The 24,417-nt window shown below is 66.7% G+C and carries 23 protein-coding genes; 17 read left to right on the top strand and 6 right to left on the bottom strand.

All coding sequences use genetic code 11. The features are described 5' to 3' along the window. Nucleotides 1-44: 44 nt before the first annotated feature. Both GEV26_RS09550 and GEV26_RS09545 read right to left on the bottom strand, forming a co-directional pair. Entirely contained in the window at nt 45-821 is a 777-nt protein-coding gene (locus tag GEV26_RS09550; RefSeq protein ID WP_153652852.1) for an SDR family NAD(P)-dependent oxidoreductase, read from the bottom strand. A gap of 95 nt (nt 822-916) precedes the next feature. Further along, nucleotides 917-1,834: a DUF2889 domain-containing protein gene (locus tag GEV26_RS09545; protein ID WP_194839807.1), complete on the bottom strand. Its 918-nt coding sequence runs from the start codon at nt 1,832-1,834 to the stop codon at nt 917-919. 171 nt (nt 1,835-2,005) lie between these two features. Here GEV26_RS09545 and GEV26_RS09540 point away from each other — a divergent pair, with 171 nt between their 5' ends. From GEV26_RS09540 to GEV26_RS09530, 3 genes are all read left to right on the top strand, one after another. Continuing rightward, entirely contained in the window at nt 2,006-2,779 is a 774-nt protein-coding gene (locus GEV26_RS09540) for an enoyl-CoA hydratase/isomerase family protein (RefSeq protein WP_153652850.1), read from the top strand. A 127-nt stretch (nt 2,780-2,906) separates the two neighbouring features. Further along, entirely contained in the window at nt 2,907-4,019 is a 1,113-nt protein-coding gene (locus GEV26_RS09535; RefSeq protein ID WP_153652849.1) for an acyl-CoA dehydrogenase family protein, read from the top strand. Nucleotides 4,020-4,028: 9 nt separating this feature from the next. Further along, the gene (locus GEV26_RS09530; protein WP_153652848.1) at nt 4,029-5,219 is read left to right on the top strand and encodes an acyl-CoA dehydrogenase family protein; all 1,191 of its coding nucleotides are present in this window, start codon (nt 4,029-4,031) and stop codon (nt 5,217-5,219) included. 95 nt (nt 5,220-5,314) lie between these two features. Here GEV26_RS09530 and GEV26_RS09525 read toward each other — a convergent pair whose 3' ends face one another. Next, nucleotides 5,315-6,439 (bottom strand): acyl-CoA dehydrogenase family protein, encoded by a 1,125-nt coding sequence (locus GEV26_RS09525; protein WP_153652847.1) that lies wholly within the window; start codon nt 6,437-6,439, stop codon nt 5,315-5,317. A gap of 115 nt (nt 6,440-6,554) precedes the next feature. Here GEV26_RS09525 and GEV26_RS09520 point away from each other — a divergent pair, with 115 nt between their 5' ends. From GEV26_RS09520 to GEV26_RS09470, 11 genes are all read left to right on the top strand, one after another. Next, nucleotides 6,555-7,742 (top strand): acyl-CoA dehydrogenase family protein, encoded by a 1,188-nt coding sequence (locus GEV26_RS09520; protein WP_153652846.1) that lies wholly within the window; start codon nt 6,555-6,557, stop codon nt 7,740-7,742. A gap of 240 nt (nt 7,743-7,982) precedes the next feature. After that, on the top strand, nt 7,983-8,894 hold the full coding sequence (locus GEV26_RS09515) for an ABC transporter ATP-binding protein (protein ID WP_208430946.1): 912 nt from the start codon (nt 7,983-7,985) through the stop codon (nt 8,892-8,894). Next, entirely contained in the window at nt 8,894-9,727 is an 834-nt protein-coding gene (locus tag GEV26_RS09510; protein WP_153652844.1) for an ABC transporter ATP-binding protein, read from the top strand. Before GEV26_RS09515 ends, GEV26_RS09510 begins: the two co-directional genes overlap by 1 nt. Further along, on the top strand, nt 9,727-10,671 hold the full coding sequence (locus GEV26_RS09505; protein WP_153655041.1) for an ABC transporter permease: 945 nt from the start codon (nt 9,727-9,729) through the stop codon (nt 10,669-10,671). The genes GEV26_RS09510 and GEV26_RS09505 overlap by 1 nt, the downstream gene beginning before the upstream one ends. 32 nt (nt 10,672-10,703) lie before the next feature. Continuing rightward, nucleotides 10,704-11,672 (top strand): ABC transporter permease, encoded by a 969-nt coding sequence (locus tag GEV26_RS09500; protein WP_153652843.1) that lies wholly within the window; start codon nt 10,704-10,706, stop codon nt 11,670-11,672. A gap of 67 nt (nt 11,673-11,739) precedes the next feature. Further along, nucleotides 11,740-13,299: an ABC transporter substrate-binding protein gene (locus GEV26_RS09495; protein WP_194839806.1), complete on the top strand. Its 1,560-nt coding sequence runs from the start codon at nt 11,740-11,742 to the stop codon at nt 13,297-13,299. Between the two features lie 73 nt (nt 13,300-13,372). Next, complete coding sequence (locus GEV26_RS09490) at nt 13,373-14,599, top strand: CaiB/BaiF CoA transferase family protein (protein WP_153652841.1); 1,227 nt, start codon at nt 13,373-13,375, stop codon at nt 14,597-14,599. A 58-nt stretch (nt 14,600-14,657) separates the two neighbouring features. Next, nucleotides 14,658-15,434 (top strand): SDR family NAD(P)-dependent oxidoreductase, encoded by a 777-nt coding sequence (locus GEV26_RS09485; RefSeq protein WP_243838685.1) that lies wholly within the window; start codon nt 14,658-14,660, stop codon nt 15,432-15,434. Nucleotides 15,435-15,451: 17 nt separating this feature from the next. Then, nucleotides 15,452-16,237, top strand: a complete 786-nt coding sequence (locus tag GEV26_RS09480) for an enoyl-CoA hydratase/isomerase family protein (RefSeq protein ID WP_243838684.1) — start codon at nt 15,452-15,454, stop codon at nt 16,235-16,237. Continuing rightward, the gene (locus tag GEV26_RS09475) at nt 16,234-16,797 is read left to right on the top strand and encodes a PaaI family thioesterase (RefSeq protein WP_243838683.1); all 564 of its coding nucleotides are present in this window, start codon (nt 16,234-16,236) and stop codon (nt 16,795-16,797) included. The genes GEV26_RS09480 and GEV26_RS09475 overlap by 4 nt, the downstream gene beginning before the upstream one ends. A 32-nt stretch (nt 16,798-16,829) precedes the next feature. After that, entirely contained in the window at nt 16,830-18,068 is a 1,239-nt protein-coding gene (locus GEV26_RS09470; protein WP_153652839.1) for an MFS transporter, read from the top strand. On the opposite strand, the gene GEV26_RS09465 is transcribed toward GEV26_RS09470, so the two are convergent. The 3 genes from GEV26_RS09465 to GEV26_RS09455 all read right to left on the bottom strand — a co-directional run bounded on the left by GEV26_RS09465 (nt 18,045) and on the right by GEV26_RS09455 (nt 21,275). Beyond that, a complete protein-coding gene (locus GEV26_RS09465) occupies nt 18,045-19,115 on the bottom strand; it encodes a DUF7065 domain-containing protein (RefSeq protein WP_153652838.1) in 1,071 nt (356 codons plus the stop codon). The two genes, GEV26_RS09470 and GEV26_RS09465, sit on opposite strands and share 24 nt — an antisense overlap. A gap of 14 nt (nt 19,116-19,129) precedes the next feature. Next, entirely contained in the window at nt 19,130-19,942 is an 813-nt protein-coding gene (locus GEV26_RS09460; protein ID WP_153652837.1) for an SDR family NAD(P)-dependent oxidoreductase, read from the bottom strand. Nucleotides 19,943-20,018: 76 nt separating this feature from the next. Then, the gene (locus GEV26_RS09455; RefSeq protein WP_153652836.1) at nt 20,019-21,275 is read right to left on the bottom strand and encodes an FAS1-like dehydratase domain-containing protein; all 1,257 of its coding nucleotides are present in this window, start codon (nt 21,273-21,275) and stop codon (nt 20,019-20,021) included. 162 nt (nt 21,276-21,437) lie between these two features. Between GEV26_RS09455 and GEV26_RS09450 the strand changes: the two genes are divergently transcribed. The 3 genes from GEV26_RS09450 to GEV26_RS09440 all read left to right on the top strand — a co-directional run bounded on the left by GEV26_RS09450 (nt 21,438) and on the right by GEV26_RS09440 (nt 24,416). Beyond that, nucleotides 21,438-22,631, top strand: coding sequence for an acyl-CoA dehydrogenase family protein (locus tag GEV26_RS09450; protein ID WP_235908203.1), 1,194 nt, complete (start codon nt 21,438-21,440; stop codon nt 22,629-22,631). Next, nucleotides 22,628-23,329: a tyrosine-protein phosphatase gene (locus tag GEV26_RS09445; protein ID WP_153652835.1), complete on the top strand. Its 702-nt coding sequence runs from the start codon at nt 22,628-22,630 to the stop codon at nt 23,327-23,329. Before GEV26_RS09450 ends, GEV26_RS09445 begins: the two co-directional genes overlap by 4 nt. A gap of 73 nt (nt 23,330-23,402) precedes the next feature. Next, complete coding sequence (locus GEV26_RS09440) at nt 23,403-24,416, top strand: LLM class flavin-dependent oxidoreductase (RefSeq protein WP_153652834.1); 1,014 nt, start codon at nt 23,403-23,405, stop codon at nt 24,414-24,416. Nucleotide 24,417: the final 1 nt, after the last annotated feature.

Raw genomic sequence — 24,417 nt, 5'->3', positions numbered from 1 at the left:
GCGTTCGAACCGTGCAAGACTCCGCACTTCTGGTCGGGGGCTGGTCAGGCGCCCTTGGGCGTGAAGCGAAGCGCGCCGTCGAGGCGGATCGTCTCTCCGTTGAGATACGGGTTCTCACAGATCTGCAGGGCGAGCTGGGCGTACTCCTCGGGGCGTCCCATGCGCTTGGGGAACGGCACCGCCGCGCCCCAGTAGGCGTCGAGCTTGACCGGGTCGGCGTCGCCGAACGCGGGGGTGAGGAACGTGCCGGGGGCGATGGTCATCACCCGGACGCCGATGGGGGAGAGATCGCGCGCGATGGGCAGCGTCATCCCGACGATGCCGCCCTTGGCCGCGCTGTAGGCGGCCTGACCGATCGTGCCGTCGAACGCCGCGATCGAGGCGGTGTTGATGATGACGCCGCGCTCGCCGGTCTCGAGCGGCTCGGTCTTGGCCATGCTCGCTGCGGTCATGCGGATGAGGTTGTAGGAGGCGCCGAGGAAGATGTTGACGACGCGCATGAAGTCATCTTGTGCGATCGGCTCGTTCTCGCGGTTCAGCGTGCGTCCGCCGCCGGGTCCACCATGGGCGATCACGGTGATGCGCAGGCTGCCGAGCTTCTCAGCGGCGTCGATGGCCGCCTGGACGCTCGCCTCATCGGTCACGTCAGTCTCGACGAAGACCGCACGCTCGCCGAGGTCCTCGACCACAGCCTTGCCCTTGACCGCGTCGAGGTCGCAGATCACGACGCTCGCGCCTGCCGCGTGGAGGCGGCGGGCCGTGGCCGCACCGAATCCGCCGCCGCCGCCGGCGACCAGCGCTACTGCACCTGTGATGTTCATCTGCACGTCTCCTCTGATGTTCCGGGGGCTAGGGGCCGTCGACCGGTGGCCGGGCCACGTCAAAACTCCGACCAGCATATATTTAGTTAATACAATTAATCAAGATTATGAGCGGCGAGGACGTCCAGCAAGGCGACGGCGTCGGCCATCGAACGGTACTGATCGTTGAGATGCGTGCAGGTGTCGATGCCGGTCATCTCGGCACGGACCCAAGGCCGCAGCTCGCGCACGTCCAGCCCCAGCAGGCGCTCGGAGCTCCGCGTCGCGTGGGGGCACTCGACCCAGGGGAGTACGCGGGTCGTCGCCTCGACCTCGTGGATCACCAGTGACGCGCGATCGAGCCGCATCGTGACGTTGTACTCGTGCACGGTCTGCTCGAACCCGAGCGCGTCGACATGGCTGTCGCGGAAATGGCTGTCGAGCACGACGTCGGCGCCCTGGACGCTCACGTCCAGGCGGCGGGCCCTGCGCATGCCATGCGGGGGAAGTGGAGGCAGCTCATGCCATGCCGCCGGATCGCCGGCATCGATCAGATCGGGGGTCGCGGGGCCGGTCACGATCGGGGCTGCACCAGACTTCTCGATCTGGAGCATGATCGTGCCCCCGCTGCGCCAGCCTGAGCACAGATCGGCTGGTGGCGCGTGGTCCGACGCGGGGTTCACGGACCTGACACCGCCCGAGACGACCGCGTGGCCGGAGACGAGGGTTGCCACCGGGATGTCGTCGAGCAGGAGGTGCAGCCTGGTGGCCTGGGCAACCTGGTCGGGCAGGGCATGCAGGATCTTGCCGCGGAAGCCGCTTGCCGCGCTGGCGCCGACCAGCCCGTCGAGTCGACGGTCGGCCGGCTGCGACCTGAGCTCAGAGATCCGACGGCTGTCGAGGTACTCGACCCGGGCCTCCAGGTGCGAGTCGCCGACGACTTCGAGCTGTCCGTCGGCAAGCGTGACGACGTCACGCGAGTGTCCAATGAGGCGCAGCGGTCCGGTGAGACCGTCGGTGCGGATCGAGTCCATCGTCGCAGTTCGTCGGGCCGAGCGTGGTGCGCGGGCGGGAGTTGCCTCTACGGGCCGGTGCGGCCCGCGATCGGGGTGGAGGGCGCGGGAACTCATGGGTCTTCCCTCGGAATGTCGGCGACGATCATATGACACGATAGGTTAACCAATTTGATCATCACGGAGACCGACATGCTTGAAGAAGATGCGCTCAACGGACGGGTCAGCTCCCGGCGACAGGGGCACGTGCTGATCATCACGATGGCCCGCGCCGACAAGCGCAATGCGATCGATCGGCACATGGCCGACGCTCTTGACCGTGAGCTCAACCTGCTGGAGGGCGACGACGAGCTCTGGGCGGGCGTCCTCGAAGGGGTGCCCCAGGCCTTCTGCGCCGGGAGCGACCTGACCGCAGGCGGGGACTATGTCACCGAACGCGGCGGTGAGTACGGCATCATCCGCCGGGCGCGCAGCAAGCCGCTGATCGCGGCGGTCGAGGGTCCGGCTCTCGGGGGCGGTCTCGAGATCCTGTTGAGCTGCGATCTGGTGGTGGCTTCCTCCGCTGCCGTCTTCGGTCTACCTGAGGTCGCGATCGGCGTGGTCCCGACATGCGGGGCGCTGTTCCGTGCTCCGCAGATCTTTCCGGTCAACCTCGCTCGCGAGCTGATTCTGACCGGCCGCCCGATCGGAGCCGAGCGGGCGTGGCAGGCCGGATTCGTCAATCAGCTCACCCCGCCCGGCGAGGCGCTCGAGCAGGCGGTGCTGCTCGCCGAGCGAATCTGTGAGAACTCGCCGACATCGGTCCAGGCCTGTCTACGAGCCATACAGGTGACGCTCGACGCCGGGACGCGGGCCGGGTGGGAGGCGACGGAGGACGCGAAGGAGGCGCTCGTGGGCAGCGAGGACTCCCAGGAGGGCGTCCGATCCTTTTTGGAGAAGCGCAAGCCGGTCTGGCTGGGGCGCTGAGGCCTGCCGACAATCAGGTTACTGATTGTAATAGGTAGAGCCTTTGCGGTAAGGTGGCGACCAACAGAATGCCCGAGAAGTGGGCAAACTCTCGACGCATACGTCGAGATGACAAGAGAGGCCCGCCATGAGCTTCAGCTTCACCGCCGAGCAAGAGGAGCTGCGCCAACTGGTGCGCCGTTTCTGCGAAGAGAAGTCCTCCAGCGAGCACGTGCGTCGCTTGATGGACTCAGACGACAATCGCGACGACAAGATCTGGTCGCAGATGGCCGATCAGCTGGGACTCCAGGGATTGTCGATCCCGGAGGCCTACGGCGGATCCGGATTCGGTCCCGTCGAGCTCGGAATCGTGCTGGAGGAGATGGGCCGCACGCTGCTGGTGGCGCCGTACTTCTCGACCGTTGCGATCGCCGGCCAGACGTTGGCCCTGAGCGATGACGAAGCCGCCAAGCAGCGCTGGCTGCCGGGCATCGCCGACGGTTCGCTCACCGCGACGCTGGCCATCGCCGAGGAGTCGGGCTCGTGGGAGCTCGACAGCGTCGAGACGACCGCCGCGCAGGCCGGCGACGAGTGGTCGCTCACGGGCACCAAGATGTACGTCCTCGACGGCGCCACAGCAGACCTCCTGCTGGTGGTTGCGCGCGCGGGGGACGAGCTCGGTCTCTTCGCGGTCGACGGAGCTGCGGCCGGTGTCACGCGTAGCAAGCTCGACTCCGTCGACCTCACGCGAGATCTGGGCCGGGTCGAGCTCGACGGGGTGTCAGCCGTCCGCATCGGCAGCGGGGACGCCACCGAGATGCTCGTGAAGGCAACGGATCTGATCCTGGCCGCATTCGCTGCCGAGCAGATCGGCGGTGCAGCGAAGTGCCTCGAGATGGCAGTCGACTACGCCAAGATCCGCGAGCAGTTCGGGCGTCCCATCGGCTCCTTCCAGGCCATCAAGCACAAGTGCGCAGACATGCTCCTGGAAGTCGAGTCGGGCAAGTCCGCGTCGTACTACGCCAGCTCTGTGGTCGCGGCGGGTGACCACGAGTCGTCGATCGCAGCTGCCCTCGCCAAGGCGTACTGCTCGACGGCGTTCACGCACGCGGCGAAGGAGAACATCCAGATCCACGGAGGCATCGGCTTCACGTGGGAGCACGACGCGCATCTGTACCTCAAGCGCGCGAAGTCGTCGGAGCTGCTGTTCGGCTCGCCTGCCAGACATCGCGAGCGTCTTGCCGATCTCGTCGGGATCTGAGGGGACGACATGACTGTGCAGCAGACAAACATTCCGAGCGAGATCGAGAGCGACGACGACTTCCGCGCACGACTCCGCACCTTCTTCACCGATCATCATCCCGGGAAGCCGCCGCGTGATCCGAAGGAGCGGCTCGCACATCAGAAGGCGTGGAACGCCACGATGTTCGACGCGGGGTTCTCAGGTCCCAGCTGGCCGAAGGAGTTCGGGGGGATGGAGCTGAGCTTCGCGCATCAGGTCATCTACCAAGAAGAGCTCGCGCGCGCACGGGTTCCGGGGCCGATGGGCACGGGGCTCGGAATCGCTGCCCCGACCATCATCAGGTACGGCACCCAGGCGCAGAAGGAAGAGTTCCTCGCGCCCATGCTGCGCGGTGACAAGATCTGGTGCCAGGGCTACTCCGAGCCGGGCGCCGGATCCGATCTGCCGAGTCTACGAACGACAGCACGGCGCGAGGGCGACGAATACGTGGTCAACGGCCAGAAGGTCTGGACCACCCAGGCCACCAATGCCGATGTCCTGTTCACGCTGGTCCGCACGGGTACGCAGGAGTCTCGTCAGAAGGGCATCACGTACCTGCTGATCGATGCCCACGCACCGGGTGTCGAAGTGCGTCCGCTGCGCGACATCACGGGGGGTGCGGGCTTCGCCGAGGTCTTCTTCGACGATGTGCACGTCCCGGTCTCTCACCGCATAGGCGAGGAGAACGAGGGCTGGCCGCTGGTGCGCACGAGCCTGGGGCATGAGCGTGCCGCGGGCGCGATGAACCAGGCGGCGGTCTACCGCCGGGTTCTCGACGAGCTCACCGCGCTGGCCCGTGAACGTGGGCGCGCGTCCGAGCCGCTCATCCGCGACCAGCTCGCGGACTTCGAGATCCGCGTCCGGATCATGCGCTACAACGCCGCCCGGATCATCTCGGACATCCTGACGAAGGGTGAGCCGGGGGCTGCGTCATCGGTTTCGCGCATGCTGATCACGGCCTTCGAGCAGGATCTGCACGAGTTCGCGATCGGCCTGCTGGGCCCCGCTGGGTTGTTGACCAAGGATTCGCCACACGCGGTGCAGCGCGCGCGCTGGCTGACCGGCTTCCTGCGTACGAGGGCGTCGACGATCGGCGCCGGAACCTCCGAGATCCAGCGCAACACCGTGGCCGAGCAGGTCCTGAAGCTGCCGCACGATCCCGGCATGCCGCCTCGGTAGCGGCGTCTTCACGCGTCCGGGCGCGGCCAACTGGCCGCGCCCGGACGCATTTGCCTGCTCATGGCGTGAACCGTGGCGGCCGCGCCTTGCGTGCGTCAGGTGGCGGGACGGTCGTCGATCAGCAGCGCCGCGAGCCGTTCTTGGTGTGCAGGGGTGTCGCCGTACAGGGTCTCGTCAGTCTTGACGCGGCGCAGGTACAGGTGCAGATCGTGCTCCCAGGTGAAACCGATGCCGCCGTGGCTCTGCAGGGCCTGGCCCGCGAGCCGGCTCATCGCATCGGACGAGAATGACTTCGCCACGGTTGCGTCGCGGGACGCGTCGGGCGATCCGAGGTCGAGGGACATCGCGGCGTAGTACGTTGCGGCGAAGGTGCCCTTGACGCCGATGGCCATGTCGGAGATCTTGTGCTTGACCGCCTGGAAGCTCCCGATCGCCCGGTCGAACTGCTCGCGGACCTTGACGTAGTCGACGGTCATCTCCATCAGTCGCTGTCCGGCCCCCAGGGAGTCGGCACTGGTGAGGACGGCCGCGGCATCGCACAGCCACTGCACGGCCGAAGCGTCGACCTCGAGGCGTCGGCCGCCGCCGACCCGGACGTTGTCGAAGTCGATCTCGTAGAACGAGCGCGACTCATCCAGCGTCTTCTGCTTGCGCAAGGTCACGCCCGTCGAGGCCGGATCCACCATGAACAGGGCGGGCGCGCCGCCGAGGACTGCGCTGACCAAGATCCCGTTGCTCGAACCGGCGTCCTGGACTGCCGTCTTGCGCCCGTGCAGGATGTAGTCGCCGTCAGTGGCGATCGCGTTGGTCGTGACCGAGGCAGGAGTCCAGGCGCCGCGGGGCTCGGCCAGCGCCCAGGTCGCACGGAATGAACCGTCGGCCAGGCGGGGGAGCAGCTCGTCCTTGATCGTGTCCGAGCCGAACCGCTCGACGGCGAGCCCGACCAGCGACGAGGTGATGAACGGGCCCGCCGCCAATGCTCGGCCGAGCTCCTCTGCGACGATGCACAGCTCGACCAGGCTCTGGCCGGATCCGCCGAAGTCCTCGCCGATGGCCAGGCCGGTCCAGCCCAGGTCGGTCCCTAGGCGCCAGAGCTTGTCATCGACATCGTGGCCGCTTTCGGCCAAACTCCGGACGTGGGCCGGGGAGGAGTGTGTGAGCAGTGCGCTCCGGGAAATCTCCCGCAGCGTCGCCTGCTCCTCATTGAATTCGAAGTCCATCTGGTCGTCACCCTTCCGTCGGCGTCCGAGTCTCATCGTCACGCATGGGGTTATGATATCGCTGATATAACTATTTAGTCGACAGGCTCGTTCGTTCAACCCTTGGAGGCTCATCATGCGGCTCGACATCTCTCCCGAGCTGGAAGCTTTTCGGCACGAGGTTCGCACCTTCGTCGCCCAGAGTGCGCCGGGGAGTCGACCTCATGCTGGAGTTCGCGCACCCCACGCCGAGCAGGTGCCCGCCATCCGGGCCTGGATCGCGGCCCTGTTCGAGGCCGGCTACCTGGGCATGTCGTGGCCCGAGGAGTTCGGTGGGCAGGCCGACCCGGTACCGGAGCATGCGTTCATCGTGGCGGAGGAGCTTGCGCGTGCGCGGGCGTGGGAGCAGATCGGCGCAGGATCGCTCGGCGCCAATGCCCTCATCGAGTTCGGTACGGATGCGCAGAAGCAGCATCTTCTGCCCAGGATCCGCTCAGGTCAGGATCTGTGGTGCCAGCTCTTCAGTGAGCCCGGCGCCGGCAGTGATCTGGCCGGACTGCAGACGCGCGCGCGGCTCGACGGTGATGAGTACGTCGTCGACGGGCAGAAGGTCTGGACGACCAACGGCCAACATGCGGACATCGGCTACCTGCTCGCCCGCACGGACCCGACGGTGAGCAAGCATCGCGGCATCACGGCGTTCGCGATCGACATGCGGACGCCGGGTGTCGACATTCGCCCGCTGCGTGAGATCACCGGGACGTCGGACTTCAACGAGGTGTTCCTCGACTCGGTCCGCATCCCTGCCGATCGCGTGATCGGCGAGGTCAACGACGGGTGGCGAGTCGCGAACTCGAGCCTCGGACATGAGCGCAGTGGGGTCGCAGCACGCGGTGCCGAGCTCTTCGCGATGCTCGACGATCTGCTCGACTTCGCCCAGGACGCGACCTTCGTCGGGCGGCCGGCGCTGCGTGACAGCGGCGTGCGACAGCGCATCGGCAAGGTCGCCACCGACATCCACGTGACGGATCTGATGAGCAAGGTCGTCCAGTCGCGGATGGTCCACGGCACCGAGGATGCCGCCGACGCGCCGCTCGTGAAGATCTTCTACAGCGAGGTCAACCACGCCGCCGCCGAGCTCGGGGTGTCGCTGCAGGGCGTCGACGGCCTGGCGGTCGAGGGCGACGAGAACGCAGTGGCCAACGGGTGGTGGCAGGACGCGTTCATGTACGCGCGCGCCCTCACGATCGCCGGTGGTGCCAATGAGGTGCTGCGCACAGTGGTGGCGGAGCGGTCGTACGGTCTGCCGCGCGAGCCTCGCTGAGCACGCGTCCCCGCGCCCACCAAAATAGAGTACAAAGAGGTATATCTTTCCCCTGTATGGTGCTATTCTTCTACGGAACCGTGACGGGCATCACAGAAGCAGACGACACGTAGGAGTGGCGCACATATGACGGCCATTGCAGCAGAGACACCCGTGCAGACGACGGGCAACGTTCTCAGCGTCAAGGACCTCTCAGTCGAGTTCCACACCGAGGAGGGGTGGGTTCGCGTCGTTGACAACGTGAATCTCTCACTCGGCGCAGGTATGACGCTCGGTCTGGTGGGAGAGTCGGGATCGGGCAAGACCGTGACGTCGCTGGCCATCATGGGGCTGATCGCAGGCAAGAACACCCGGCTGACCGGCTCGGTGAAGCTTCTTGGCCGCGAGCTCGTGGGGCTCTCCGAGGGGGAGCTGTCACATCTGCGCGGCTCCGAGATGGCCATGGTCTTCCAGGAGCCCCGCCGCAGCCTCGATCCCGCCTTCACGGTCGGCGATCAGATCGCCGAGGTCATTCGCCGGCACGAAGGCGTGTCGAGGAAGGATGCCTTCGCGCAGGCCGTCGAGATGCTCGAGAAGGTTGGCATCCCCGATGCCAAGAGCCGGGCCAAGGCCTATCCGCACCAGTTCAGCGGTGGCATGTGTCAGCGGGTCATGCTGGCCATCGCGCTGGCCTGCAAGCCCAAGCTCCTGATCGCCGACGAGCCGACCACGGCCCTCGACGTCACGGTGCAAAAGGAGATGCTCGCGCTGATGAATCAGCTGCAGGCCGACTTCGACGTCTCGATCCTGTTCATCACCCACGATCTCGGCGTCGTCGCCGAGATGTGCGATGACGTCAACGTCATGTACGCGGGTCAGGTGGTCGAGTCCACCGGCCTGTACGAGCTCTTCGAGACGCCGCAGCATCCGTATACCGAGGGCTTGCTCGCGGCGATCCCCGAATCGGTGCCGCGCGGTGGCCGGCTCCGCTCGATCCCGGGCGCGGTGCCGGCGCCGAGGGAGTGGCCGGTCTCGTGTCGATTCTTCGCCAGGTGTGCACATGCCGTTCCTGGCCGATGCGATGAGGGCCCGGTGGATCTGGCGATGGTGCAGCCCGGCCATGCGGTTCGCTGCGTTCGCGCCGGCGAGCTCGAGCTGAAGGGAATCGTCTGATGAGCACACTGCTGGAGGTCTCGGACCTCAACAAGTCGTATGTGACCAAGCGGAACGTGCTCGGCAGGCCCACGAGGACCCTGCACGCGGTCAAGAATGTGTCGTTCAGCCTGCAGCGAGGCGAGACCGTCGGCATCGTCGGAGAGACGGGTGCCGGCAAGTCCACCGTCGGTCGACTCGTGCTGCGGCTCATCGAGCCCGACAGCGGTCGGGTGGTCTTCGACGGCCAGGACCTCCTCGAGCTGGGCCACAAGGATCTGCGCTCATTGCGCCAGCGCGCGCAGATGATCTTCCAAGATCCCTTCAGCTCGCTCGACCCGCGGATGGTCATCCGCGATGCCGTCGGCGAGCCGTTCACCGTCCATCAAGGGCTTCGAGGTGAGGAGCGCGACACCCGCGTGCTCGAGCTGCTCGAGCGGGTGGGGATGCGCGCAGATCAACTCGACCGGTATCCCCGTGAGTTCTCGGGCGGTCAGCTGCAGCGGATCGCGATCGCGCGGGCCCTCACGACCGAGCCGGACTTCATCGTGTGCGATGAGCCGGTCGCGGCACTGGACGTCTCGATCCAGGCGCAGGTGCTCAACCTCTTGGTCGATCTTCAGCAGGAGCGCGGTCTCGGATACCTGTTCATCTCGCACGATCTGTCGTTGGTCCGCTTTCTCGCGCACCACGTCGTCGTGATGTACATGGGCGAGGTCGTCGAGGCCGGTCCGACCGAGCAGCTGTTCTCGGATCCGCAGCACCCCTACACGCAAAAGCTGATCTCAGCCATCCCGTCGCCCCGCCCGAGCCGTCAGCGCCGGTCGGCAGTCTCACCCGCCAAGGAGGCATGATGCTGACCCTCGCCGGCCGGCGTCTGTTGTCGGCCATCCCGCTCTTGCTCTTCATCAGCTTCTTCGTCTTCGTGCTGATCGATCTCACCCCCGGAGATGCGGCGCAGACCCTCGCCGGTGAAGGCGCGACAGCCGAGCAGATCGCAGAGACCCGCTCCCGCCTGGGTCTCGACGATCCACTGATCGTCAGGTACCTGGAGTGGCTGGGGGCAGCCCTGCAAGGCGATCTCGGCACCTCCCTGTACAGCTCGGAGTCGGTCGTGAACATCTTGCTCGACCGGATGCCTGTGACCGGTTCTCTGGCACTGGTCTCGCTCGTCATCGTGCTGCTCGTCGGCATCCCGCTCGGGGTCATCGCGGCGGTTCGCGCCAACTCCTGGGTCGACCGGGCCGTCAGCGGTTTTGCCTCGTTGAGCATGGCCCTGCCCCCGTTCGTGGTGGGCCTGGTCCTGGTCCTGCTGTTCGGGATCTCCCTCGCCTGGTTCCCGGCAACGGGATACATGCCGATCGCAGACGGCGGGGTCTTCGAGTGGCTGCGCCACCTGATCCTGCCTGCACTTGCGATCGCGGCCATCTCGACGGCCGAGCTGGCCCGTCAGACCCGCGGTGCCCTGGTCGACATCTTGCAGACCGACTTCATCCGCACCCTGCGGGCAAAGGGACTGACCCGCACCAAGATCATCGGCAAGCACGCCCTCAAGAATGCGGGCGTCCCGATCGTCACGATCTTCGGCGTGCAGGTCAGTCGCGTGTTGGCCGGCGCGGTCACGGTCGAGTTCGTGTTCGCGATCCCCGGATTCGGCAGCCTCGCGGTGAGCTCGGTCAATGAACGCGACATGCCCGTGATCCTGGGCGTCGTACTGATCAGCGCGATCGTCGTGCTGATCGCGAATGTGATCGTCGACCTGTCCTACGGCTACTTCAACCCGAAGGTTCGGTCCTGACCTCGTGTCAGGGACCCGAGATCGAGGAAATCATGAGTGAGAATCCGGTTCAGTCCCACGGCACCGCCGCGTCGCGTGTCGTCCCGAGGCGCAGCCTGCTGTCCTCCCTCAAGAGGAGCAGGCCGCTTCGGCAGCTGCGCGGCAACCGGGCCGCGATGGTGTCCGGCATCTTCCTGCTGCTGCTGATCATCGTCGCTGCGCTCGCCCCGCTGCTCACGACGCAGGACCCGGCCGCCCAGACGCTGTCGAAGCAGCTGCAGGGCCCCAGCTCCGAGCACTGGCTCGGCACCGACATGTACGGCCGCGACGTGTACACGCGGCTGCTGTTCTCGGCGCGAGTCACGCTGATCGCGATCCTGCAGGCGCTGGCCCTTGCCTCTTTGCTCGGTATTCCGCTGGGCCTGCTCGCGGGCTATGTCGGCGGCTGGGTCGATGCACTGCTGAGTCGCGTGTCTGATGCGCTCCTGAGCCTGCCCCCGCTGATCCTCGCCATCGCGATCGTCGGCATCCTCGGACCTGGCCTCACCAACGCAATGATCGCGATCGGCATCGTGCTGGCTCCGCCGCAGTTCCGCCTCGCACGCGGCGCCGCGCAGTCCGTCTCGACCGAGACGTACATCGAGGCCGCACGGGCCATGGGCTGCTCGCCGTGGCGGATCATGTGGCGACATGTGCTCCCCAATGCGAGCTCGCCACTGCTCGTCCAGGTGACCTTCGCAGCCGGCATCATCGTGATCGCAGAGGCGAGCCTCAGCTTCCTCGGACTCGGCGTCCAGTCGCCGCAATCGAGCTGGGGAACCATGCTCCGCGATGCGTTCGACAACATCTACGACTCGCCGTGGTTCATGGTCGCTCCCGCGCTCATGATCGTGCTCACGATCTTGTCGTTCTCGACGTTCGGCGACGGCCTGCGCGATGCACTCGAAGGACGCGGCGTCATCCGCATCCGCAAGGCCGCCAAAGCCAAGCCCGGAGCCCCCCGCGCTGCCGCAGGCGTGTAGCCCTCAGGACTTCGCCGACAACACCTCGCGCCACCTGGCGCACTCAGAAATGATGGAGATTCAAATGATGGGAAAGACCAGCCGGGCGATAGCCCTGGCCATGGCATCCGCCCTCGTCGTGGCCGCGTGCGGCGGAAGCACCGACAGCGGTGGCAAGGGCGATGGGGGCGGTGACGTCGACAAGAACGGCACGCTGAGGTTCGGGTTCACCGTGCCGGCGATGCCGCTCGATCCGCACACCACCGTGACCGACACAGGCCAGTATGCGTTCGTCGCCCCCTTGTACGACCGTCTGACGCAGATCACCGACGGCCCCAAGCTCGAGCCCATGCTGGCGACGAAGTGGGAGTTCGCTCCCGACGGGAAGTCGGCGACGTTCACCCTGCGCGAAGGCGTCACCTTCTCCGACGGTGCCGAGCTCGACGCCGAAGCGGTCAAGAAGAGCCTCGACCGGGCCCTGACCCATCCGAAGACCACCGCGCCGACCAAGCTCAACATGATCGAGTCGGTCGAGGTCGTCAGCCCGACCGAGGTCAAGATCAGCACGAAGCGGCCGGCCGCCGATCTTCCCTACACGCTGGCGGGCTCCTACGGCAGCATCATCAGCCCCAAGGCGCTCGACAACCCCGATCTCGACGTCAAGCCCGTGGGTTCGGGACCGTACGTGCTGAAGGAGATCAAGCTCGGGGAGTCCGCGACCTACACGCGTCGCGAGGGCTACTGGGACCCGAAGGCGCAGCAGGCCAAGACCATCGTGATCCGCGGCATCGCCGACGACAATGCCCGTCTGAACGCCTTGCGCTCGGGGCAGATCGACATGATGATCTCCAAGGTCGGCCAGGCGAACCAGGCCAAGAAGCTCGGCGAGAACTTCGGCTTCCATTCCTATCCCGCGGCTGCGACATATGCGCTGCAGGTCAATGTCGACCATGAGAATCTCGACCAGGTCAAGGTGCGCCAGGCCCTCAACTGGGCCATCGACCGTGACGCCATCAACGACTCGTTGCTGAACGGTCAGTGCCGTCCCAACAACCAGCCGCTGACGCAGGGCTTCGACGGGTTCCTCGAGGATCCCCCGGTCGCGTACGACTACGATCCGGCCAAGGCCAAGACGCTGTTGGCGGAGGCCGGTGTGTCCGACGGCTTCAAGATGCAGCTGCTGGTCGGCGCGGGCCTCTCGCCGCAGGACAAGATGGCGCCCGTGCTGCAGGCCCAGTTCAAGGAGATCGGCGTCGACGCCGAGATCGTCGAGCAGGATCTCGCCCAGGCATCGGGCAACTACAGCAAGTCTGATTTCGACTCATATCTCCAGACCCGCGTCGCCGGGCCGTCGTCAGCCATCACGTTGCAGAAGAACTTCGACAACCCCGCGACGTTCCCCGGCACGCTGCCCGCGGAGATCCTCAAGTCGATCAACAAGGGATTCGATCCGAGTGTGGAGGAGGCAACAGCCCTCAAGGCACTCGAGAGCGCATCGGCTGCGATCAACGAGCAGGCGCTCGATGTCTTCATCTGTGCCCTGCCGACCCAGGTCGCATACAGCGACAAGGTCGTCGGCGCTGACACGATGGGACAGTCCTACTTCCAGGGCATCCCCGATCTGCGTTACGTCGGAATCGCGGACTGATCGACTGACGCGGTGCGGGCGTGCCTCACATCTGAGCACGCCCGCACTACGTTCACAGCAGGAAAGGGACGCCATGACACAGGTGATGTCTGGGATTCGGATCTTGGAGGTCGCCGAGCACACCTTCGTGCCGCTCGCGTCGGCGATCCTGGCCGACTGGGGCGCGGAGGTCATCAAGGTCGAGCACATCGGACGGGGTGACGCGACGCGCAGCCTCGGTGCCACAGCGGGCGTCGAGACAGGCGGCGGCGACATCAACGTCCTGCTGGAGCATGCCAATCGCGGCAAGCGAAGCATCGGCCTGGACCTGACGTCGGCAGACGGGCGGGAGTTGCTGTACCGGTTGGCCGCGACGTGCGACGTGTTCTTGACCAACAAGCTCCCCGCGGTGAGGGCCAAGCTCGAGATCGATGTCGAGCACATCCGGGCCCATCAGCCCACGATCATCTATGCGCAGGGCACGGGATACGGCTCGAAGGGCGTCGACGTCGATCTGGGCGGATACGACGCCTTGGCCTACTGGAGCCGGGCCGGCGTGGCGGCATCGGTGAAGGCACCCGAGATCGACTATCTCCCGCGTCAGTCCGCGCCGGCCTTCGGTGACTCGGTCGGCGCGATGTACATCGCGGGTGGCATCTCCGCTGCTCTGCTGCACCGCGAGCGCACCGGCGAGGCGCCGCTCGTCGACGTCTCGCTGCTCGCGGCGGGCATGTGGATGATGAGCGCAGGGATCGCGACGGCACAGCGCACGGGCATCCCCCATGTGCCGAGACCGGACGATCGCGACGCCCCTCGCAATCCACTCATCGGCAACCACCGCACGGCCGACGGCAGGTTCATCTCGTTCTGCATGCTGCAGGCGTTCGAGTACTGGCCGGCCTTCTGCGCCGCGATCGACAGACCCGCATGGGTGGACGATCCCCGATTCGCCACGAGGGAGCTCCTGTTCAGCAACGGCTGGGTCGCAGCCGACCTGATCGACGACGTCGTGGCCTCCGAGACCCTCGAGACGTGGACGAAGCGTCTGCAGGGTCTGAAGGGGCAGTGGTCGCCGGTACAGGACACCGTGACCATCGCCGACGACCCCATGGTGATCGCCAACGACTACTTGATGGAGACGATCAGCGCGAACGGCGAGTCGTTCAGCCTCGTCACGGCGCCGGTCCAGTTCGACGGACGCGCGAATCAGCCGGGCCGGGCGCCGGGCCTCGGCGAGCACGGGACGTCGATACTCGCAGGTGACCTCGGTCTCGACGACCAGTCCATCGCAGATCTTCGCGTCAGGGGAGTCGTGGGCTGAACGAGCCCGGCCCACCAATCCCACCAGTCCCACCAATCCCACCAGCCTGAGGACACACATGTCAGCAACGCCGTACGATCCCCGGTCGATGTTCGACCTGACGGGGCAGGTTGCGATCGTGACCGGTGCCTCCAGTGGGCTCGGCGAGCGATTCGCGCGGGTTCTCCACGACGCAGGTGCTCATGTCGTGGCCGTCGCACGGCGGGTCGACCGGCTCGAAGCCCTCGCCGCCGAGCATGAGCGGATCGTGCCCCACGCGGCCGACGTCACCGACGATGTCGCGCTGAAGCGGCTCGTGGACGACACGATGGATCGCTTCGGCCGCATCGACATCTTGGTGAACAACGCCGGCATGGGGACCTCCGAGCGGGCGCTCGACGAGGACCTGGACTCGTTCCGGTACACGTTGGAGGTCAACCTCGTCGCCGTCTTCAACCTGGCCCGACTGGTCGCGCGGCCCATGCTGGAGACCGGAAAGGGATCGATCGTCAACATCGCGTCGATCTATGGGCTCGGCTCGTCGTGGCCCATCCCCAACGGCAGCTACACCGCGTCCAAGGGCGGCGTCGTCCAGCTCACGCGCGAGCTCGCGTGCCAGTGGGCCAAGGGCGGCGTGCGGGTCAATGCGATTGCGCCTGGCTTCTTCGTCTCGGAGGCCACCGCGGAGATGGTCGCCAACCCGAAGTCGATTGCCTACGTGGAGAAGGGCACGCCGATGCGACGGTTCGGTCAGGCCCACGAGCTCGACGGCGCGCTGATGTACCTGGCCAGCGACGCATCCACATTCATGACCGGTCAGACCATGACCGTCGACGGCGGCTGGACCGCACACTGATGAACCGAGGAGAACACGTGACCGAGCAGCCCGACTACCAGACCATCACCTATTCATTGGCTGATCACGTCGCGACCGTGACGCTCAACCGCCCCGAGAAGCTGAACTCCTTCAACCAGCTGATGGTCGACGAGTTCCGCTCACTGTGGGCGCGGGTCCGGTTGGATGACGACGTCCACGTCATCGTGCTGCGCGCCGCGGGGGACCGCGCATTCTGCACCGGCGTCGACGTGTCGGACGGCATCGACAAGGCAGAGAACCTCTGGAGCCAGGAGGATCCGGGCACGGGCCTGGCGCCCAAGCACAACCGAGTCTGGAAGCCCGTCGTCGCAGCGGTCCACGGCATGGTGGCCGGCGGCGCGTTCTACTGGCTCAACGAGTGCGACATCATCATCAGCGCCGACGACGCGACGTTCTTCGATCCGCATGTCAGCTACGGCATGGTCTCGGCTCTCGAGCCGATCGGCCTCGCCCGACGCATCCCGCTGGGTGAGGCGCTTCGATGGGCGCTGATCGGGCTCGACGAGCGCATGTCGGCCGCGCGTGCCCGAGAGATCGGGCTGGTGTCCGAGCTCGTGCCGTACGCCGATCTGTGGTCGCGCGCCGACGAGCTGGCCCGCATCATCGCGGCGAAGCCCCCCATCGCGGTGCAGGGCACGGTCAAGGCCGTCTGGGAGACGCTCGACATGGGTCGGGAGGACGCCCAGCAGTCCGGCTGGAACTATCCGCTCGTCGGCAATCCCATCGGCACGGCGCAGGTGTCTCGGGAGGGGTTCGCCAAACCGAAGTGGACCTTGCGATGACGGCTGAGGAAGCCGGCTATGCGTCGATGATCGAGTCGCTGCGATCATTTCTCGATCGGGTCGCGGGGGCCCGTCCGACGGCCGAGGAGTCGGCCGAGCTCGCGGCCACGCTCGACCGGCTGAGTGCAGGACTCGCCGACCGTCAGGTCAGCGAGCGGGAGCGGCTCTTCGCCCGTCTGTCGGTCCAGGGCCGGGGCCAGAGCCTCACCCCGCAGCTCTTCATAGATGAGCAGGACGCTCAGAGCGTGACCGGCCATGTCACGTTCCGTCCGTACTTCGTCGGAGGAAACGGAGCTGCCCACGGTGGGACGATCCCGTTGCTCTTCGACGAGGCGCTCGGTCGCCTCGCCAACGCAGGGGGTCGCAGAGCATCCCGCACGGCCTACCTCACGGTGAACTTCCGGTCGATCGCGCGGATCGGCAACCGGCTCACGCTGACGGCCAGGCACGTCAAGGAGGATGGCCGCAAGAGGGTGATCTCGGGTGAGCTCCGCGACGGCGATCTGCTCGTGGCCGATGCGGAGGGCCTGTTCGTCGAGCTCCGTCCCGGCCAGCCGTGATCGAGCAACCGCCCCGGGGCTATGTCGGTCTGATGTTCGACAGATCGTTCGGCTCGCTGTTCTGGGGCAAGCTGCTCACCGTCACCGGGACGCTCGTGCAGAGCATCGTCGCGGCGATCGTGGTGTTCGAGGCGACCGATTCGGCGCTGATGGTGGGGCTGGTGTCGGTCTTCCAGTTCGGGCCCCAGCTGCTCCTGACCCCCCTCGCGGGCAAGTGGGCAGACACCTACAGCGCGTTCAAGCAGGTGCTGGCCGGGCGCGGGCTGTGCTTCGTCGGCTCTGTCATCCTGGCGGTCTGGGCCTATCTGGTGCCCGATCCGGACAGCGGTCGCGATGTCGTGCCGGTGTTCTTCGCCTCGTGCATCATCGGCCTCGGCTTCGTGGTCGGCGGACCCGTGATGCAGTCGATGATCCCGCGGATGATCCGTCCTGGTGAGCTGTCGAAGGCCATGGCGCTCAACTCCTCGCCCATGACGATCGGACGGGTGGCCGGACCGGCCGTCGGCGCGCTCCTGACGGTCCACTTCGGTGCAGTCGCCGCATTCTCGGTCGCCGTGTTCACGCAGCTCGCCTTCTTGATCCTGCTGTTCTTCATCCGCTTCCCGGCCCAACCGGAGCGGTTGGCAACCACCGACTACAGCGTCAGGGCCGGCCTGCGACACGTCTGGTCCGATCGGACCCTGTTGATGCTTCTCGCGGTGACCGCGGCCCTCGGCTTCGCGTCGGAGCCTTCGGTCACGCTGGCACCGCCGCTGGCCGATCACGTCGGCGGCTCCGCCCGGCTGGTGGGGGAGCTCTCGTCCGCGTTCGGTCTGGGCGCGCTCCTCGGGCTGGTGCTGCTCTCGCCGCTCGGCCGGTGGCTCAGCCATGCCGCGATCACCTCGCTGGGGATCTGGATCATGGCGGTCGGGCTGGTGCTCAGCGCGGTCAGCACCGTGGCTCCCATGGCGACGGCGTCGTTCGCGGTGGCCGGATTCGGTTTCATGGCAGCGTTCACGGCCGCGGCCACCCTCATTCAGGAACGAGTGCCGGACGTCCTGCGAGGACGTGTCATGGCCCTGTGGCTGATCGCGTTCATCGGATTTCGACCCATCGGAGCGGCGATCGACGGTGTGCTGGCCGATGTCGTCTCGGTCGAGTTCGCCTTCGCCGTGAGCGCAGCCCTGCTCGCGCTCACGGGAGTGTGGTGGCGGCCGGGTCGGGCGGCCGCTTCGGTGCCCGATCCCGCCGCCACTCCAGCCGGCGACTCAGTCGTTCCGGGTCGCGCGTAGCGCGCGGAGCATCTCCTGGAAGTGGTCGACCTTCCAGCCGTCCTGGTCTTCGCCCCAGCCGATCAAGCCGTCGTACTCCCATCGCATCGACGCATTCGATCCGGAGCCACGCTCGCTCATGTGGCTCACCGTGAAGCCCTCGGCACGCATCGTGCGACCCGTGACGTCGGTCAGCTCGACCTCCATGTGCGCGCTCCAGCCGGTGCGCGGATCACGGTAGTTGCGCATGCGGCTCTTGGTCTTGTCGAGGCGCTGGAACTCGCCGTCCTTGAGCAGCCATCCGGTGTTCATGGGCGACCAGCCGTCGGCCTCGCCGTCCTGCGGGCGGACGAACCCCAGGAATCCGGTCGTCGCGTCGGTGTGGCCGAAGATGTACTGGATGCGTCCGCGACCGCGCTGGCGTTCGACCTCCCGCCACTTCGGCCCGCCGGGATTCTTGACCGGGTAGACGCCCTTGACGTGCTCCTTCTTCTGGCTCTGGGAGTGATGGCCGCCGCGGGGGCCCCAGGTGCGGTCTCGCACGGTGTGGCAGTCGATCGGGATCTGCTCACCGCGCAGTGTCAGGGTTCCCGTGACGTGGCCCAGCTGGTCCAGGTGCGGGCTGCCCAGCATGGGTGCTTCGCCGGGCGTGAAGCGGTGAGGAGGGTGCACGCTGCGGTGCTGCATCGTGATCGCGAAGTCGGCGGCATCATCGCGATAGGTGATCTCGTAATCCATCAACGGATTGATCATCTTGACGCTGAAGCCACCCTCCGGGAACGTGATGTCGCGCAGATCCACATCAGGGCTCATCGGCACGTCGGGCATGGTCTTGTAGTACGCAAGCCGGCCAGGATCGGCGCCCGTCGGATCCCACACGAACACGCGCCAGGTGACCGTCCCCTTGTTGGGCATGTAGGCGGCATGCAGCCAGCAGCCCAGGTGGCGCTCAGGGATGTTGAAGGTCCACCAGGTCGTCTCGGTCTCCCACGGATCGTCCGAGAGCTGGTGATAGTTGTCGTCCTCCGGAACGAAGGGGGTGTCCTGATCGATCGTCTGTGCAGTCATTCTTCAGCTTCCTGCTAGGCGTAGAAGGCAGATCCGCCATCCACATTGATGTTGGCTCCGGTCATGTAGCTGTTGGCGGCCGAGCCGATGAAGCACACCACGGCGCCGACCTCCGCTGGTTCTCCGACCCGGCCGATGTCGGAGCGGGTGCCGAACGTGGCGGTCATGTAGCGCATGACCGATCCGAGATCGTCGAGATCGGGCCGTCGATCCGACGGGAGCTTCGCGAGATTCGCGAGGACCTGATCGGAGAGGACCGCGCCGGGGGACACCGTGTTGACCAAGATGCCCTCGGCGCTGAGCTCGAGCGAGAGGCTCTTCCCGGCGGAGTTGAGGGCCGACTTGCCGGCCGTGTACTCGATCAGACCGGGGCCGTGATTGCGGGTCGACATGGCGGAGATGTTGACGATGCGGGCCCACGGCGCGGCCTTGAGCAGCGGGTGGGCAGCGCGGGCGCAGCGGACGGCGGCCAGCACGCCCAGGGTGAAGGCCAGGCCCCACTGCTCGTCCGTGGCCTCGTGCCAAGGGTGGTGATGGGTAGGCGCACCGACGGCATTGACCAGGGTGTTCAGGTGACCCCAGCGGTCGGCGATCCGGGAGAAGCTCTCGTCGATCTCGCCGGCGTCCGAGAGGTCGGTGCCGACTCCGAAGGCGTCGGGACTGCCGAGCTCGAGCAGCCGGTCGACGGTCTCGTCGATCCCGTCCTGCCCTCGGGCGAGGACTGCGACACGCGCGCCCTCGCGAGCGAAGCACTCGGCCGCGGCGCGCCCCATGCCCCTGGTCCCGCCCTGCACGCACACGGCCGCGCCGGAGAGGCCGAGGTCCATGGGATGCTCCTTCGAAAGGGGACGGGACAGCGCCGCGGACGGACGCGTCGGTGTGTCCGCGGCGCTGTTGCCGGACCTACTTGGTGACGCTGAACTTCTCGAGCTCGTGCTGGACCATTCCGTCCAGGGTCGCCGCGGGCGGCTTGGGCAGCTCAACGGCCTGGTCCCTCGTCGGGAGCAGGACGACTGCAGTGCCCGGGGTGGTGACTTCGCCGCGCTGGTTGTGGCAGCTCACCTCGACGTGCACCTCGTTGCGGCCGTCGACCTGGACCTTGTCGATCACCTTCCCACGAACGATCGTGGTGTCACCGATGTAGTTGAACTTCCGGTGCTCGCAGCGCAGCTTCCAGAGCCAGCCGTCATCGCCCATCCAGTCGGTCAGGGCATGGACGAGCCAGGTCTCCCGCATTCCGCCGTAGTCGTACGACGTGGGGAGGCCGAGCTCCTGGGCCCGCAGGGGCTCCCAGTGCAGACGCTGGACGGTGTCGGGCACATTGAGCGCATTCTTGGGATACAGGCCGGGGGCCTTCTTGCGGATGTTGTACGAGAGCTTGAACGATCCGGGCGGGGTGAGCTGCATTCCCCAGCCGAGGTGCCAGACCACGACATCGGTGGTCTTGAGCGGGCCCTTGGCCCGCGGCTGGAGCTCCTCGCCGATCTCCACGTCCTCCCAGTATCGGGTCTCCGCGCCGCGCCGGGTCTCGGCCTCATACAAGGCGTCGATCTCGGCAAGCTCTTCGTCCGTGTAGGGCTTGAGCTCCAGCTTCTCCTTGGCGCGTTCCTTGGACGTGTGGCGCTCCGCGTTGATCCAGGTGCCGCGACGCACCGCGTGCATCTCGCCCTCGCCGTTCGTGTAGAGGTAGTCGTTCGTGACGTGGGCCGTGCGGCCTCCGAAGCTGCTCTTCTTCTCCTGCACGCCGACCTGGGCGGCGAGGACATGGCACCGGTCGCCCTCGCGCAGCGGCTGCCACCACTCGAACTCCATGACGGCCTGGTACGAGCCGAGTCCCGCGAAGGGATCGCCCTTCAACAGCGCCTTGGTCTCGGGGTCGGGCTTGGGGGCAGCGTCCTGGCCCATCGTGTAGAGGAAGGTCGGCGGCGCGATGAGTCCGCCCCAACGGGTGGCCGCCGCATAGTCCGGGTCGCAGTACAGCGGATTGTCGTCACCGTAGCCGAAGGCGAAGTGGCGAGAACCGTCCCACGTGACCTGGAAGTTGTGGGGCGGGTTGTGCAAAGGCTGGGGGATGCCGAGGCGCTGACGCGAGCGCTCGAGGGCGGCCTCCGTCAGTACGCCGAAGGCGGCTTCCTTGGGGGGTGTGTCGGTGCTGCTCACTGTGACCACTTCTTTCCTCGATGCTCCAGGGCTTCTTCGCACAATATAGTATTAACCGGCAGATGATTGTACTGCTTGACGTACTTTCTGTCCGCGTTGCGAATTGACCCCTCTCGCGCCCATGCGGCGCCAGAGCAACGTGATAGTTTACTCATTCATCTATTGATCGACGACAAGAGTGCCCCAATGCTCGAAGAACTGGTCAGACAACGCCTCGAGACCCTGCTGAGCGGGCATCCTCCAGCCAGCACGGACGTGCGTGACTTCCTCGGTGCGCAGTTCGACCTGGGGCTCGCTTGGGTGTCGTACCCCGAAGGGCGCGGAGGTCTCGGCGCACCTCAGGAGCTGCAGTCGCTGATCGACCGAACCCTGAGCGATGCGGGCGCGCCGCACCCGTTCACGGTCAATCCGATCGGCTATGGCATGGCCGCTCCCACGCTGTTGGCCTTTGCCGCTCCGGACGATCTGGACCAGAAGCTGCGCCCGCTCCTGACGGGAGAAGAGGTCTGGTGCCAGCTGTTCAGTGAGCCGTCTGCCGGCTCGGACGTCGCCGGGCTCTCGACGCGAGCGGTCCGCGACGGCGATGAGTGGGTTGTCACAGGCCAGAAGGTCTGGACCAGCTTGGCGCATCGGGCGACATGGGGCCTGCTGCTGGCCCGCACGGATCCGACGGTGCCCAAACATGCGGGGCTGACGTACTTCTTCATCGACATGCATGCTCCCGGAGTCGAGGTGCGCCCTCTCCGCCAGGCGACCGGCGATGCGGAGTTCAACGAGGTCTTCTTCACCGAGCTTCGGATCCCCGACTCGTCTCGGCTCGGGGCGGTCGGCGAAGGCTGGAAGGTCGCCATCACGACACTCATGAACGAGCGAGTCGCGATCGGCGGCCGGATGACTCCGCGCGGCCAAGGGCCGATCGGCGAAGCCGTTGCACTGTGGCAGGAGGCGGGCCGACCGGAGCAGCTGAAGGATCGTCTGATGGGTCTGTGGGTGCGCTCGGAGGTGCTTCGCCTGACGAACGTGCGTGCGCGTGAGCTCGCGAAAGCCGGTGGCACTGCGGGTCCGGAGGGCTCCACGGCCAAGCTCTTGGCGGGTGAGCTGAATCAGGACGTGTACGAGTTCTGCGTCGAACTGCTCGGCCCGGCCGGCGCCCTGTACCCCGAGACCTATGAGATGAGCGGAGGTGCCGACGGGGCCAGGCGCGACGTGCGCTATGGCTTCCTGAGGTCGCAGGCCAACACGATCGAGGGCGGGACATCTGAGGTCATGCGCAACATCTTGGGGGAGCGCGTGCTGGGGCTGCCGCCCGAGCCGCGGGTCGACAAGGACGTGCCGTTCAACGAGATCGGGCGATGACGGTCGTCGAGGGGCTGGTCAACCTGCGCGACCTGGGCGGCCTGCCGGTCGTCGGCGGGGGAGTCACGGAGGCGGGCGTCCTCTACCGCAGCGACGCCCCATATCCCGATGACGAACATCCGGACCACGTCCCGATCTGGCCGCCCGCAGCCGTCCTGGACCTGCGCTCCCAGGCTGAACGGGATGTCATCGGACACGCATGGACCGGCGAGACGCGTCTGCATCACCACCCCTTGCATGACGCGGCTGCGCCGACCTCGCAACGATCACCTCATCTGGCGGGCCTCTACGCCGACATCCTCGATTCGGTCCCCGAGCGGATCGCGGGGGTCCTGGCCGTGGCCGCACAGGCGGACGGGCCTCTGCTGATCCATTGCGCGGCCGGCAAGGACCGCACCGGGATCGCGGTTGCTGCATTGCTGCTGGCGGCCGATGTCGAGCCCGAGGCGGTGGTCGCGGACTATGTGGTCACAGCGGACAACATGGAGTCGCTGCGGACGCGCTGGAAGCGCAAGGGCAAGGTTCCACTGCCCGGCCGCCCCGACATCCCCGCCGCATGGCTGCTCGCGCCCGAGGATGCGATCCGACACGTCGTCGCCCGATTCATGGACTGGCCGGGGGGCGCGAGCTCCTGGCTCGTCGATCACGGCGCCTCGCCGCAGGATCTCGAGAGGTGGCGAGCTCGCTTCACGTCTTGACGTGGCCGTCCATCGCTGGACTGCGCGCCCGGCCATATAGTATAAAAGTCTAAACGATTGAAGAGGTGTCGACATGCAGTTTGGCTTGCCATGGCCCGGAGCAGACGTTGCCCGCGAAGCCGAAGAAGCGGGGGTCTCCTACTTCTGCAGCGGTGAGTTCGTCGATCACGAGGCCTACTCGACACTGGCAGAGATGGTGGCGGGGACGCAGCGCGCGACCGTGGGGCCAGGCATCGCGTACGCCTTCGCGCGCACACCGTACGCGCACGCCGCAGCCATCCGTTCGATGTGGAAGATCGCACCCGGCCGGCTGTTCCTGGGCCTGGGCTCGGGCGCCTACACGATCAACCGGGACTGGTTCGGCGTCGAGGCAGATCGCCCCGTCGAGAGGATGAGCGATCTGATCGGCGCTGTCAGGGCCTGGTTGCACGCCGAGAACGGCGAGCCTGTCGTGTACGACGGTGAGTACTTCAAGATCAACGCCAAGGTCGGCGCGCCGGTGCTCGGCCGGATCGATGCCCCGGTGCTGCTGGCCGGATTCAACAAGCGCATGGCCGCGGCTTCCGCGCGGGTCGGCGACGGAGTCATCGGGCACGGCCTCTTCACCAGCAGCTGGTGGGACGAGATCGTCCGGCCGGCGATGGTGCGCGGCGCCAACCAGTCCGAGCGCGATGTGAAGGCGGTCGAGCACGGCTGGGTCATCACGGCCGTCAACGACGACGATCCGGAGCGCGCGGTCGAGGACGCCCGCCGCATGGTGGCGTTCTACCTCACGGTCAAGACCTACGATCCGTACGTTGAGCACCACGGCTGGCAGTCGCAGGTCGAGACGATCCGCAACGCCTTCGCATCGGGCGACACCGACGGCATGGCCCGAGCCGTGACCGATCAGATGCTCGACGCGATCGCCGTGTGCGGCAGCACCGCAGACGCTCTGTCCACGCTCAAGAGTCGCGGCGACTCCTTGGCGGCGGACGTCGCCTACCTGGCTTCGCCATCCTTCCTCGTGGGCCACCGGCGCCGCGAGGCGTATGCCCGAGCAAGTCTGGGGCTCATCAAGACGATGTCAGAATCGACGAAGGGTTGAC

The organism is Aeromicrobium yanjiei, assembly GCF_009649075.1.
GTDB lineage: Bacteria > Actinomycetota > Actinomycetes > Propionibacteriales > Nocardioidaceae > Aeromicrobium > Aeromicrobium yanjiei.
The sequence above is the reverse complement of the archived record's forward strand: the minus strand, read 5'-3'. Positions and strand labels throughout refer to the sequence as shown.

Bases quoted from the DNA above. Each gene is read 5' to 3' on its own strand.
- GEV26_RS09530 (WP_153652848.1), top strand. From the start codon at position 4,029: ATGACTGTGCAGCAGACAAACATTCCGAGCGAGATCGAGAGCGACGAC.
- GEV26_RS09465 (WP_153652838.1), bottom strand. From the start codon at position 19,115: ATGACTGCACAGACGATCGATCAGGACACCCCCTTCGTTCCGGAGGAC.
- GEV26_RS09485 (WP_243838685.1), top strand. From the start codon at position 14,658: ATGTCAGCAACGCCGTACGATCCCCGGTCGATGTTCGACCTGACGGGG.
- GEV26_RS09445 (WP_153652835.1), top strand. From the start codon at position 22,628: ATGACGGTCGTCGAGGGGCTGGTCAACCTGCGCGACCTGGGCGGCCTG.
- GEV26_RS09545 (WP_194839807.1), bottom strand. From the start codon at position 1,834: ATGGACTCGATCCGCACCGACGGTCTCACCGGACCGCTGCGCCTCATT.
- GEV26_RS09490 (WP_153652841.1), top strand. From the start codon at position 13,373: ATGACACAGGTGATGTCTGGGATTCGGATCTTGGAGGTCGCCGAGCAC.
- GEV26_RS09540 (WP_153652850.1), top strand. From the start codon at position 2,006: ATGCTTGAAGAAGATGCGCTCAACGGACGGGTCAGCTCCCGGCGACAG.
- GEV26_RS09520 (WP_153652846.1), top strand. From the start codon at position 6,555: ATGCGGCTCGACATCTCTCCCGAGCTGGAAGCTTTTCGGCACGAGGTT.
- GEV26_RS09495 (WP_194839806.1), top strand. From the start codon at position 11,740: ATGGGAAAGACCAGCCGGGCGATAGCCCTGGCCATGGCATCCGCCCTC.
- GEV26_RS09460 (WP_153652837.1), bottom strand. From the start codon at position 19,942: ATGGACCTCGGCCTCTCCGGCGCGGCCGTGTGCGTGCAGGGCGGGACC.
- GEV26_RS09475 (WP_243838683.1), top strand. From the start codon at position 16,234: ATGACGGCTGAGGAAGCCGGCTATGCGTCGATGATCGAGTCGCTGCGA.
- GEV26_RS09510 (WP_153652844.1), top strand. From the start codon at position 8,894: ATGAGCACACTGCTGGAGGTCTCGGACCTCAACAAGTCGTATGTGACC.
- GEV26_RS09505 (WP_153655041.1), top strand. From the start codon at position 9,727: ATGCTGACCCTCGCCGGCCGGCGTCTGTTGTCGGCCATCCCGCTCTTG.
- GEV26_RS09535 (WP_153652849.1), top strand. From the start codon at position 2,907: ATGAGCTTCAGCTTCACCGCCGAGCAAGAGGAGCTGCGCCAACTGGTG.
- GEV26_RS09500 (WP_153652843.1), top strand. From the start codon at position 10,704: ATGAGTGAGAATCCGGTTCAGTCCCACGGCACCGCCGCGTCGCGTGTC.
- GEV26_RS09440 (WP_153652834.1), top strand. From the start codon at position 23,403: ATGCAGTTTGGCTTGCCATGGCCCGGAGCAGACGTTGCCCGCGAAGCC.
- GEV26_RS09470 (WP_153652839.1), top strand. From the start codon at position 16,830: ATGTTCGACAGATCGTTCGGCTCGCTGTTCTGGGGCAAGCTGCTCACC.
- GEV26_RS09550 (WP_153652852.1), bottom strand. From the start codon at position 821: ATGAACATCACAGGTGCAGTAGCGCTGGTCGCCGGCGGCGGCGGCGGA.
- GEV26_RS09525 (WP_153652847.1), bottom strand. From the start codon at position 6,439: ATGGACTTCGAATTCAATGAGGAGCAGGCGACGCTGCGGGAGATTTCC.